Here is a 12,043-nt window from a genome sequence, read left to right on the forward strand (position 1 = left end):
AAGGGGATCCCCACGTGACCGCACACACCCCGCACACTCCGCCTTTCCGTGATCCGCAGCTGCCGTTCACGAAGCGCATCGACGACCTTCTGTCGCGGCTCACCCTCGACGAGAAGATCGGATTCCTGCACCAGTTCGCGCCGGCGGTCGAGCGGCTCGGCGTCGCTGTCTTCCGCACCGGTCAGGAGGCTCTGCACGGCGTCGCCTGGATGGGTCCGGCCACCGTCTTCCCGCAGGCGGTGGGCCTGGGCGCGACCTGGAACACGGATCTCGTACGACGAGTCGGCGAGGCCGTCTCCAAGGAGGTCCGGGCGATGCGCGCCCGCGACGCCCGCGTGGGGCTGAACGTCTGGTCCCCGACCGTGAACCTGCTGCGCCACCCCCTGTGGGGCCGGGGCGAGGAGGGCTACTCCGAGGACCCGAAGCTCACCTCGGCCATCGCCACCGCCTACACCCGTGGCCTGCGCGGCGAGCACCCCACGTACTGGCGCACCGCGCCCGTCCTCAAGCACTGGCTGGCGCACAACAACGAGACGGGCCGCGACATCACGTCCTCCTCGGTCCGCCCGCGCGTCCTGCACGAATACGACCTGCGTGCCTTCCGCGAGACGGTCGAGGCGGGCGCCGTGGCCGGGGTGATGCCGGCGTACAACCTGGTCAACGGCCGCCCCAACCACGTCTCGCCGTATCTCGGCGAGCACCTGCGCACCTGGACCGACGAGGACCTGCTGGTCTGCTCGGACGCGGGCGCGCCCTCCAACCTGGTCGACTCCGAGCACTACTTCGACACCCACGAGGAGGCCACGGCCGCCGCGATCCTCGCCGGCGTCGACAGCTTCACCGACCACGGCACCGACAGCTCGAAGATCACCGCACGGGTCCGCGGCGCCCTCGACCGGGGCCTGCTGACCGAGCCGGACATCGACACGGCGGTACGGCGTCAGCTCTCGGTCCGCTTCCGGCTCGGCGAGTTCGACCCGGAGTACGACCCGCACGCGCTCACCGAGGACTTCGACACCCCGGCCCACCGCGCCCTCGCCCAGGAGGCCGCCGAGCAGGCCGTCGTACTGCTCAAGAACAGCGGTGGCCTGCTGCCGCTCGCGGCCGGCACCCGGCTCGCCGTGGTCGGCCTGCTCGCCGACGAGTGCAAGCTCGACTGGTACAGCGGCACGCTCATCCACCGCTGCACGCCGCTGGAGGGCCTGTACGAGCGGTTCGGCGCGGAGCGGGTGGAGTTCGCGGAGGGCGTGGACCGCATCCGCCTGAAGACCTCGGCCGGCACCTTCCTGCACGTCCCCGAGGCCGACGCCGCCGACGAGGTGCGCGGCGCCGAAGGCGCCCTCGACCCCGCCCTGCTCGCCGGCCGCACCGACCTTCCCCCGCTCACCACCGACCCGGCCGGCACCGAACTCTCCCTCATCGACTGGGGCGAGGGCGTGCTCACCCTGCGCGCCCCCGACGGCCGCTACCTCTCCGTCGCCGAGGACGGCCGTGTCCGGGCCTCCGCCGACCAGCCCGGAGGCTGGATCGTCCAGGAGACCTTCCGCCTGGAACCCCACGGGAACGGGCACCTCCTGAGGCACATCGGTACGGGTCACCACGTCTCAGTCGCCGCCGACGGCCTCAAGGTTGCCGACGGGAACGGGGAGAGCTTCGAAGTCGTCGTCGTCGAAAGCGGCGAGGACGCGGTGACCCGGGTCGCCGCCCAGGCGGACGTGGTCCTGGTGGTCGCCGGCAACGACCCGCACATCAACGGCCGCGAGACCGAGGACCGTACGACACTCGCCCTCCCCGCCCACCAGGAGCGTCTGCTGCGCGCGGCCCGCGCGGCCAATCCGGACACCGTCCTGGCGCTGGTCTCGGCATACCCGTACGCGGTCGATCACGCTCAGGTGCCGGCGCTGCTGTGGACGGCCCACGGCGGCCAGGCGGCCGGCACCGCGCTCGCCCGGATCCTGGCCGGCGACGTCTCCCCCGCCGGCCGCCTCCCGCAGACCTGGTACGCCGACGACTCCGACCTGCCCGACCTCCTCGACTACGACGTGATCGGCGGCCGTCAGACCTACCTCTACTTCGAGGGCACGCCCCTCTTCCCCTTCGGCCACGGCCTGTCGTACGCGACCTTCTCCTACGCCGACCTGAACATCCGCATGGCGGATGACGCGCTGCACGTCTCCTTCACGGTCACCAACACCGGCGACGTGACGGCCGACGAGGTCGCCCAGCTCTACACCCGGGCCCTGGAGCCGTCGGTGCCGCGCCCGCGCCGCGAGCTGCTGGCGCACTGCCGGGTGAGTCTGGCCCCCGGCGAGCGGCGGGACGTGACCTTCGAAGTCCCCTTGTCCGCCTTCGACTTCTGGGACGTGGCCGGGGGTGGATGGCGCCGCGAGCCCGGCCCGTACGAGATGCTGGCCGGCGCCTCCAGTGAGGACGTCCGGCTGCGTACGACGGTGCTTCTGGACGGCGAGCCCGCAGCTCCGCGGCCCGTCCTCCAACGGGGCCTGGCCGCGGCCGACTTCGACGAGCAGCGCGGTGTCACGATCGTCGACCGCACGAAGACGTCGGGCGACGCGGTGACGGCGGCGCGGGGCGAGGAAGGTGAACTGGTCTACCGGGGCTGCGACTTCGGTGACGGCGTCACCGAGGTGCTGATGACGGTGGCGGGCGAGGGCACGGTCGAGGTGTCGCTGGACGGCGGCCCGGTGCGGGCCGTACTGACGTCGGAGGCGTCCGGGTCCGGCCCGTACGACTACACGGCGCTCACCGCCGCGCTCGCGGCCGAGGGCATCCACGACGTCCGCCTCGAACTGCGCGGCCCGCTGCGGCTCGCGCACGTCGGCTTCTCCGGTTGAGGGTCCGGAACAGGCCGGCACACGGAAGGGCCCGGCACCGGAAGGCATCGGTGCCGGGCCCTTCTTCATCCCGGGATTGCGGGACCCACTCTACCTGAAAACGATTGTCACAAGCCAGAGCGGATCCCGAAACGGCTCAGAGAGCGATGCCGGTGAGGACCATCACCCGCTCGTAGGTGTAGTCCTCCATCGCGAACTTCACGCCCTCACGGCCCACGCCGGACTGCTTGGCGCCGCCGTACGGCATCTGGTCGGCGCGGTAGGACGGCACGTCGCCGATGACCACGCCGCCGACCTCCAGAGCCCGGTGGGCACGGAAGGCGGTCTGCAGGTCGTGGGTGAACACACCTGCCTGGAGGCCGTACTTGGAGGCATTGGCGGCGGCGAAGGCGGCGGCCTCCCCGTCGACCTTCTGCACGGTCAGGACGGGCCCGAAGACCTCCTCGCAGGCGAGGGTGACGTCGGCGGGGACGTCGGTGAGGACGGTCGGCGCGTAGGCGGCACCGTCGCGCTTGCCGCCGGCGAGGAGGGCGGCCCCGGCGGCCACGGCCTCGTCGACCCAGGTCTCGACACGCTTGGCGGCGTCCTCGCTGACCAGCGGCCCGACGTCGGTCGCGTCGTCGCTCGGGTCACCGGTGACCTGGGCCTCGACGGCGGCGACGATGCGCGGAAGGAGACGGTCGTACACGGACGCGTCCGCGATCACGCGCTGCACGGAGATACAGGACTGGCCGCCCTGGTAGTTGGAGAAGGTGGCGATCCGGCCGGCCGCCCAGTCGAGGTCCGCGTCGGAGGCGAAGTCGGCGAGCACGATCGCCGCGCCGTTGCCGCCGAGCTCCAGGGTGCAGTGCTTGCGCGGCACGGAGTCCATGATCGCGTAGCCGACCTTCTCGGAGCCGGTGAAGGAGATCACGGGCAGGCGCGGGTCCTGCACAAGCGCGGGCATGCGGTCGTTGGGGACCGGGAGGATGCTCCAGGAGCCGGCCGGAAGCTCGGTCTCGGCGAGGAGGTCACCGATGATCAGGCCGGACAGCGGGGTGGCCGGGGCGGGCTTCAGGATGATCGGCGCGCCGGCGGCGATGGCCGGGGCGATCTTGTGGGCGCACAGGTTCAGCGGGAAGTTGAAGGGCGCGATGCCGAGCACGACACCCTTCGGGAACCGCCGGGTGAGGGCGAGCCGCCCCTGACCGCCGAGGTCGGTGTCGAGCCGCTGGGCCTCGCCGCCGTTGAACCGCCGGGCCTCCTCGGCCGCGAACCGGAACACGGACACGGCACGGCCGACCTCGCCCCGGGCCCACTTCATGGGCTTGCCGTTCTCGGCGGAGATCAGCCGGGCGATCTCCTCGGTCCGCTCGACCAGCCGCCGGCTGACGTGGTCGAGGGCGGCGGCGCGCACATGGGCGGGCGTCGCGGCGAACTCGTCGCGGACGGCGTACGCGGCGGCCACGGCCTCCTCGATCTGCGCGTCCGTCGGCACACTGACCTTGCCGACGACGCGCCCGTCCCACGGGGAGGTCACATCGAAGCTGTCCTCGCCGCCGACCTGGCGGCCGGCGAGCCAGAAGGCGTGGGTGGAAGTCATGTCGTTTCCCGGCCCTTCCGCATTAGGGGTGTCCTGGTGGTGTCGGGGTCCACGGTAGGGGTGGGGAGGCGAAGCGGCGTTTGTCCGAGTCGTAGCAGTCGGGGGCGGGGGTGCTACGGATTGGCGAGGTGAGGGCACGATTTCAGCGCCGTCTGCGACAACCAGCCCGTCCGGCGTTTGAGGACGAGGCCGTCCAGGCCGAAGCGGGGGTCTGGGGCGGCAGCCCCAGGGACGGGACGGGTAGGGGCGGCGGGGGCGAGAAACGAAGGCACCCACGCCGCGCGCCTACTCGGCCGACGTCGCCTTCAACGCCAGCCACAGCTCCATCCGCACATCCGCGTCGTCCAGCGACCGCCCCAGGATCTCCTCCACCCGCCGCATCCGGTACCGCAACGTATGCCGATGCACCCCGAGGTCAGCGGCCGCCGCGTCCCACTGCCCGTGCCGGGACAGCCAGGCCCGCAGCGAGGCCACCAGATCCCCCCGCCCCGTCGCGTCGTGCTCGCGCAGCGCCCGCAGCAGCCCGTCCGCGAACGCCTTCACCGCGTCGTCCGCGAGCAACGGCAGCACGGACCCGGCCGCCACCTGCTCGTGCTCCACGAACACCCGGCCCCGCCGCCGGGCCACCGACAGCGCCTGCTCGGCCTGCTTGTACGCCGCCGCCGCCGCGATGGGCCCGGCCGGCGCCGACAGCCCGGCGACCAGCTCGTCCTCGTCGAGTCCTGCGGGCTGCTCCGCCACGCCGCCCGCCCGCGCCGCCTCCAGCACCGCCGCGTACTCCGCGCACGCCGAGACCGCAGCGCCCCCGTCCGCCGCGAGCACGACCAGCCGGGCCGTGTCGCCCTCCCCCTCCGGCACCACCAGCACCGCTTCTCCGGCCCGGGCCGCCGCGGACTCCACGATCTCGGTGAGCGCGCCCAGGGGGTCGCCGTGGGTGTCGGAGACGGCGGCCAGCGCGGCGGCGGTCGGCTTGCCGAGCGCCGTCCGCCCCCCGGAGTCCACCACTCGCGCCGCCGACACCGACGCGACCTCGGCGACGATCACCCGGAAGGGCATGTCGAGCAGGTCGCCGTACAGATTCCCCGCCACGGTCCGGGCGTGGTCCGGCTCCCCGGCGAGCAGCATGCGCAGCACCGCTGTCCCGATCCGTTGCTCGGCCGCCTGGAGCGAGCGCGAACGCTCGGTCGTCAGCGTCAGCAGGGCGATCGCCGAGTGCACGGCGTACCGCTCCGCCGTGCCCAGCGCGGCCGCCGTACCGACTGCCAGCGCCGCCCGCGGCCGGCGCCCCGTGCCCAGGGTGTGCAGTTCGACCCGGTCCTCGTTCTCCGGCCCGCCGACCACGGACGACGCGGGCGCGGGCCGCTCCCGCAGCCGCTCCACGTCCGCCGTGATCCGGGCCGCCCGCCGCCCGGCCCACTCGGGCGCGGTCGCGACGACGGCGCCGGACGCGTCGTACAGCGCCGCCCAGCCGTCCACCTGCGAGGCCAGCGCGGCCAGCAGCCCCTCCGGCCCGTCGGTCAGCGCCTGCTTGGTCAGCTCCCGCTGGGCCGCGAACCCCGCCGTCACCGCCCGGTACTGGTCCGCCGCGATGGCCGCCGACACCGCCTTGCTGATGGCGAGGAAGGGCGTCCGACGCGGCACCTCCAGCAGCGGAAGGTCCTCCTCCGCCGCCGCGTCGAGAAGGGCTGTGGGGATGTCCTCGTAGTTGACGCCGACCGCGAAGCCGAGCCCGACCACGCCCGCGCCCACGAGGCGCCGCACATAGCGCCGCATCGCCTCGGGGTTCTCCGCGTCCAGCTTCAGGGCGGTGATCAGGAGCAGCTCCCCGCCCTCCATATAGGGGACGGGGTCGGCCAGTTCGCTCACATGCGCCCAGCGCACGGGCACGTCCAGGCGGTCCCCGCCCGCCCGCACGGTCAGTTTCAGCGCGGAGTGGTGGACGAGCGAGGAGAGCGTGGGGGGCATAGGGCCTTCAAGTCGGTGTGACCTCGGTGATCTTTTGGCCGCGATGTATGAACGACCTGTGTCGATTCTGCCTCACCGTACGGTCACCGGCTGGCCCTGCGCCCGGATACCCGGGTCACCCCCGCAGATCCACCAGCAGCGGCGGCGCGTGCTCGCCCTGGACGCTGGTGAGCGACAGCACCGCGTGCCCCGGCGGCACCGCGTGCGCCAGCTCGGAAGCCGACCACCGCTCCCGCTCGACCTGCCGCACGGTCACCGCGCGCGCGGTCGGCGCCTTGCCGGTGATCACCCGCCGCACCGCGTGCAGCGCCTTGCCGGCCGGTGTCTCGGCGATGATCTGCCGGTCGGTGACGTCCCGCGCCTCGGTCCACTCCTTGCCCCACACGTCGGCGAAGTCCTGCCCGTCCCAGGGCGTGACGCCGGCCAGCGCCATCCGGCACCCGGTGGACCCCAGCAGCGGCCCGCGCAGCGGCCTCGGTACGTCGTCCAGGGTGCGCAGCGTGAGGACCGCGCCCGCGTTGCCCGACCGCAGCCGCTGGATGCCCCGTACGGCCTCGGGCGTCACAACCCCGGTCGCGTCGTCCAGTACCAGGCAGGCGAACAGCGACCGGTCCTCCCGTACCGCGACACTCGCCGTGAACTGCGCCAGCACCAGCCGGGCCAGCATCCGCGAGGCCTCGGCGTGTCCGCGCGCGGGCAGGTCGATACGCACCCGGACGGGGTGGTCGAGGGCCTTGAGCGAGAACGGCCGGGACTGTCCCGACGTGTCGAAGAAGCCGGCGAACGCCGGCCGGTCCAGCAGCGCCACCCGGTCCGCGAGGACCGCCGACACATCGCCGGGGTGCCCCGACTGGCGCTCCCGGGCGTCCAGTTCACGCAGGAGCGACTCCTGCCCCGAGCCCTCCAGCGCGGTCCGCAGCGCGCCGAGCGCCCCGGGCGCGCCGTCCAGCAGCTGCCGTAGCTCCGGCACGGACGGGAAGCGCTGGTGGACCGCCCGGAACGGCCCGAGGAGCTGCGCCAGCACGGTCGTGGAGCGGCGGCTGTCGCTGCCCGGATGCGGGTCGGCGAGATCCCCGACGAGCGCCTCGGCGAGCACCGCCGCCGCCTCGTCGGGATCGCTGGTGCCGCCGTAGAGGTCCAGGTCGTACACGGAGTCCGGGTTTCCGATCCGTACGACGACGTCGTAGGCGTCGGCCGGTCCGAGCCCCGTGCCCGCCGCGCCGACCACCACGACCGAGGCCCGCCCGGCCAGCGCGTGCAGACACAGCGACTCGGCGAGCGGCCGCACGACGGTCCCCGTCTTGCCGGAGCCGGCCGGACCGACCGCGAGCAGGGAGGTGGCGAGCAGATCGGGCCCGAGGCCGAGGCCGGTGCCGCGATAGACGTACGGGTTGCGCGGGTCGTCGGCGGTGGTGCCGAGCCGCACCTGACCGCTGACGAGGTCGTGCCGGGAGGCCCGGGCGGGCAGGTCGCGCTCTCCCGAGGGGTGCGGACAGGCGGCGGCGCCGTCCTTGAGCACGGCGCCGTTGAAGGCGGGCAGGTCGTGCCGCCCGCTGCGTACGCCCTGCCAGGCGCGGGTGATCCGGGCGTAGTCGACGTCCAGCATCCGTCCGGACCGGGCGTCGGCGGCGAGCCGCTCGGCGGCGTCGGCGGCCCCGGCGGCACGCAGCGCGGGCCAGGACGCCGGGTCCTGCTCGGGGGCGGGCGGACGCTCGGGCGCGGGCACGGCACGACGCCAGGCGGGCGGGCCGTAGCGGCGCCAGACCTCGCCCCAGCGGCCCAGGCGGCCGACGGCGAGCATTATGGCGAGAGCGATGAGCGTGTAGTAGCTGTACCAGAGGATGGCGTTGCCGACGCGGTCGTTGTTCTCGCGCCAGGAGTCCGGGGTGAACAGCTCCAGGGGCAGCACCCACCAGCCGCCGAGGTAGCCGTTCCAGAGCAGCGACCAGACCAGCCATCCGACCAGGAACGCGATCACCGCCCCGCTCAGCAACTGCCGCCCCGGAATCCGCTCGGGCTCCTCGTCCGGCCGGGGCACATGCCCCATCCGCCAGACCCCGGGCTGCGCCTGCGGTCGCGGCGCCCGCAGCCACGCGAGGAACGCCGAGCCGTCCGGCCCCGCACCGGGTGCCCTGGTCGGCCGCGGCGGTACCGCGGGGGCCTCCGGCGGCACCGCCGGACGCGGCACAGGCGTCGCATGCGTGCCCCGCGCGTCCTGCGTCCCGTCGCTGTCCATCGCCCTTGCCCCCTGACCAGCCGTTCCGTCCGTGCCATCCACCATCAGCGAGTCAATCTAACGCCCTCTCCTGGGGAGTTCACCGCTTACACGGCCGACGGAAGGGACTGAGATGCTCCAGTGATCCTCGGGCGCCGCGTGCGCGCCACGCCGGCCGCTATGTCCACGACGGACAACGCATTCGCCTGACAACGCCCACATGGAGCATGCCCACCCCCCGCTCCCCGCCCTAGCCTGCGAGAAAAGACAAGACAAGAGTCCGCAAAACCCCCAGGAGCCCCTCATGAGCGCACTTCCGCAGGAGCGCCGCGTCGTCACCGCCATCCCCGGCCCGAAGTCGCAGGAACTGCAGGCCCGCCGTACGGCCGCGGTCGCGCAGGGCGTGGGCTCCGTGCTGCCCGTGTTCACGGCCCGTGCGGGCGGCGGCATCATCGAGGACGTCGACGGCAACCGGCTCATCGACTTCGGTTCGGGCATCGCCGTGACCTCCGTGGGCGCGTCCGCCGAGGCGGTCGTACGCCGGGCGTCCGCGCAGCTCGCCGACTTCACCCACACCTGTTTCATGGTCACGCCGTACGAGGGCTACGTCGCCGTCGCCGAGGCGCTGGCCGAGCTGACGCCGGGTGACCACGCCAAGAAGTCGGCGCTGTTCAACTCCGGCGCCGAGGCCGTCGAGAACGCCGTCAAGATCGCGCGGGCGTACACCAAGCGGCAGGCCGTCGTCGTCTTCGACCACGGCTACCACGGCCGGACCAACCTCACGATGGCGCTGACCTCGAAGAACATGCCGTACAAGCAGGGCTTCGGTCCGTTCGCGCCCGAGGTCTACCGGGTGCCGGTGGCGTACGGCTACCGCTGGCCGACCGGTCCGCAGAACGCCGGTCCGGAGGCCGCAGCGCAGGCCATCGACCAGATCTCCAAGCAGGTCGGCGCGGAGAACGTGGCCGCGATCATCATCGAGCCGGTGCTCGGCGAGGGCGGCTTCATCGAGCCGGCCAAGGGCTTTCTTCCGGCCCTCAGCAAGTTCGCCACGGACAACGGCATCGTCTTCGTCGCGGACGAGATCCAGTCCGGCTTCTGCCGTACCGGCCAGTGGTTCGCGTGCGAGGACGAGGGCATCGTCCCCGACCTGATCACCACCGCGAAGGGCATCGCGGGCGGCCTTCCGCTCGCCGCCGTGACCGGCCGCGCCGAGATCATGGACGCCGCTCACGCGGGCGGCCTGGGCGGCACCTACGGCGGCAACCCGGTCGCCTGCGCTGGTGCGCTCGGCTCCATCGAGACGATGAAGGAGCTCGACCTCAACGCCAAGGCGAAGAACATCGAGGCGATCATGAAGGCCCGCCTGGGCGCCATCGCCGAGAAGTTCGACATCGTCGGCGACGTCCGCGGCCGTGGCGCCATGATCGCCATCGAGCTGGTCAAGGACCGCGCCACCAAGGAGCCGAACCCGGAGGCGACCGCCGCGCTGGCCAAGGCGTGCCACGCCGAGGGTCTGCTGGTCCTGACCTGTGGCACCTACGGCAATGTGCTGCGCTTCCTGCCCCCGCTGGTCATCGGCGAGGACCTGCTGAACGAGGGCCTCGACATCATCGAGCAGGCGTTCGCCCGTATCTGAGGCCACAGCGAAGCCCCTGGTGAGCGACAGGTTTCCGGTCCCGGGAACCACATCCGCCCCAGCCCCGGTGTCATCCGTGATTCCGGGGCTGGGGCGGCTACCGTCAGAGCGTGTGAAGAAGGTGTGCGAGGTGGATGTCAGGACGCGATTCCGTCTGTCTAACGCCTTCGCCCTGTCGTAGGTTCTAACCAGATGAGAGATACACCCCGTCCAGAGGGGACTCTGGGCGACATCAGGCTGAGGCCTCCCCAGCTTCAACCTGGTCGTGCCCTCGCGCACACACCCGGAGCTTCCGGCTCCGGATCTCCTCACCGATCGGACAGTCGCCCGCCCCAAACCCCCCGGGGCGCGCGACGATCCGATCCGGACGGCCGCCCCGGAACTACCCCCCCTGTTCCGGGGCGGCCGACCTCCCTCTTCCTCCTTCTCGGGCTTCCGTCCCTTCTCTTCACGCTCATCACCTGGCAGGTCGTGGCCGACGGCCCGCTGCTGGACGCCGACGCAGCGGCCAGCCGGGCCCTGGTCCATCCCGACCGCCTCTCCGAACTCCTCGCCGACCTGGGCAATGTGCCGGTCGCGGTACCGGTACTGGCCCTCGCCCTGGCGTACGTCACCTGGCGGCATCGCCGTATTGGTACACACCACTGGTGGCTGCCCGCGGCCTCGGCCGCCCTCCTCATGGCGCTGGTCCCGGCCCTGATCGTTCCCCTCAAGGAACTGACCGACCGCCCCGGCACCCCGGTCGTGCCACCGGCCACCGGCTACTACCCGTCCGGGCACACCGCGACGGCCGCCGTCGCGTACGGCGCCGCGACGCTGCTCCTCCTGCGGTGGCTGAACTCCGCACGCGCCCGCCGCGCACTCCTCGCCGTGTGCGCCGCCCTCAATCTCGGCGCCGGCTACGGGTTGATCCGGCGCGGATACCACTGGCCATTGGACGTGGTGGCCAGTTGGTGCCTCTGTACGGTGCTCGTCTCTCTGCTGTGGCTGTTCCTCAACCGAAACAGCCGCCGAACGCCCGCAGTGGGGTCTTCGGGTTCTTGAAGGCCGCGTGGAGGTAGCCGACCGGGGCGTGGGCCGGGGGTCCGTGCCGCCGCCGTCCGGTCCGGCGCCGGTCGTGCCCGTCACCGTGGCGGACAGGGCGACGTTGTACGAGGTGACCGCGCGCGTCGTCAGGTCGATCGGTGCCGCGGGTGGCTGGGCGGTGTCCCCGCCCGGCCCGGCCCGGCCAGGGAGATGTCGTGCGCGTGATGGGCGCCCGTGCCGTACCGGCCGTGGGGGTGGATCATGACGCCGGTCGTGGCGGGGCCGGTGCGGAAGGTCGTCGCGAGCTGCTGCCAAGTGTCGGCCGACTGGGCCAGGCCGAGACGTCGTCGGCTTCGGCCGGGTCGCCCGTGGCGCGGAGCCACCGCTGCGCACAGGCGAGTTGACCGCGGTGCCGTTGGTACAGCCCTGGGGAGGGCGAGGTCCGTGTCGGTCGTGTTCTTGTGGGCTAGGGCCTGTCGTTTGGATCAGGCCGGCTGAGAGAGACTGCGCCTTTCAACCGACCCGAGCGGGGCCTGGTGCGTGCAGCTGCACGGCGGAGGAGGGAGTCGACGCGGAGCATCGGCGACTGACGACAACGCGGCTGGGGGTCCCCCCTCTGGGGGAGTGCGTGCCAGGCCCCGCGACGCCGGCATGATCCAAACGACAGGCCCTAGTACTGCAACGGTGCTTGTGCTGATTGCTGGGCAGGTTTATGGGCTGTGTCCGCGTCGCCTGTAGTGGCTGATGCGGGCTTGGTGTTGGCG

6 protein-coding genes are annotated in these 12,043 nt (G+C 72.6%); 3 read left to right on the top strand and 3 right to left on the bottom strand.

Annotated features, from left to right (window positions below):
• Positions 1 to 14 precede the first annotated feature (14 nt).
• Positions 15 to 2,852 (top strand): glycoside hydrolase family 3 C-terminal domain-containing protein, encoded by a 2,838-nt coding sequence (locus tag ACZ7NC_RS33140; RefSeq protein WP_471493591.1) that lies wholly within the window; start codon positions 15 to 17, stop codon positions 2,850 to 2,852.
• A gap of 136 nt (positions 2,853 to 2,988) precedes the next feature.
• On the opposite strand, the gene ACZ7NC_RS33145 is transcribed toward ACZ7NC_RS33140, so the two are convergent.
• From ACZ7NC_RS33145 to ACZ7NC_RS33155, 3 genes are all read right to left on the bottom strand, one after another.
• Entirely contained in the window at positions 2,989 to 4,434 is a 1,446-nt protein-coding gene (locus ACZ7NC_RS33145; protein WP_471493593.1) for an aldehyde dehydrogenase family protein, read from the bottom strand.
• Positions 4,435 to 4,719: 285 nt separating this feature from the next.
• Positions 4,720 to 6,399, bottom strand: a complete 1,680-nt coding sequence (locus tag ACZ7NC_RS33150) for a PucR family transcriptional regulator (protein WP_471493595.1) — start codon at positions 6,397 to 6,399, stop codon at positions 4,720 to 4,722.
• Positions 6,400 to 6,514: 115 nt separating this feature from the next.
• Positions 6,515 to 8,635: an ATP-binding protein gene (locus tag ACZ7NC_RS33155; protein WP_471493597.1), complete on the bottom strand. Its 2,121-nt coding sequence runs from the start codon at positions 8,633 to 8,635 to the stop codon at positions 6,515 to 6,517.
• Between the two features lie 283 nt (positions 8,636 to 8,918).
• On the opposite strand from ACZ7NC_RS33155, the gene gabT reads away from it, so the two are divergent.
• Together gabT and ACZ7NC_RS33165 are read left to right on the top strand one after the other, a co-directional pair.
• A complete protein-coding gene (gene gabT, locus ACZ7NC_RS33160) occupies positions 8,919 to 10,253 on the top strand; it encodes a 4-aminobutyrate--2-oxoglutarate transaminase (protein WP_471493599.1) in 1,335 nt (444 codons plus the stop codon).
• 222 nt (positions 10,254 to 10,475) lie between these two features.
• Positions 10,476 to 11,297, top strand: coding sequence for a phosphatase PAP2 family protein (locus ACZ7NC_RS33165; protein WP_471493616.1), 822 nt, complete (start codon positions 10,476 to 10,478; stop codon positions 11,295 to 11,297).
• Positions 11,298 to 12,043 lie beyond the last annotated feature (746 nt).

The organism is Streptomyces sp. NPDC111802 (assembly GCF_055634335.1).

Coding starts and splice junctions, on each gene's coding strand:
- gabT (WP_471493599.1), top strand. CDS start 8,919: ATGAGCGCACTTCCGCAGGAGCGCCGCGTCGTCACCGCCATCCCCGGC.
- ACZ7NC_RS33145 (WP_471493593.1), bottom strand. CDS start 4,434: ATGACTTCCACCCACGCCTTCTGGCTCGCCGGCCGCCAGGTCGGCGGC.
- ACZ7NC_RS33155 (WP_471493597.1), bottom strand. CDS start 8,635: ATGGACAGCGACGGGACGCAGGACGCGCGGGGCACGCATGCGACGCCT.
- ACZ7NC_RS33150 (WP_471493595.1), bottom strand. CDS start 6,399: ATGCCCCCCACGCTCTCCTCGCTCGTCCACCACTCCGCGCTGAAACTG.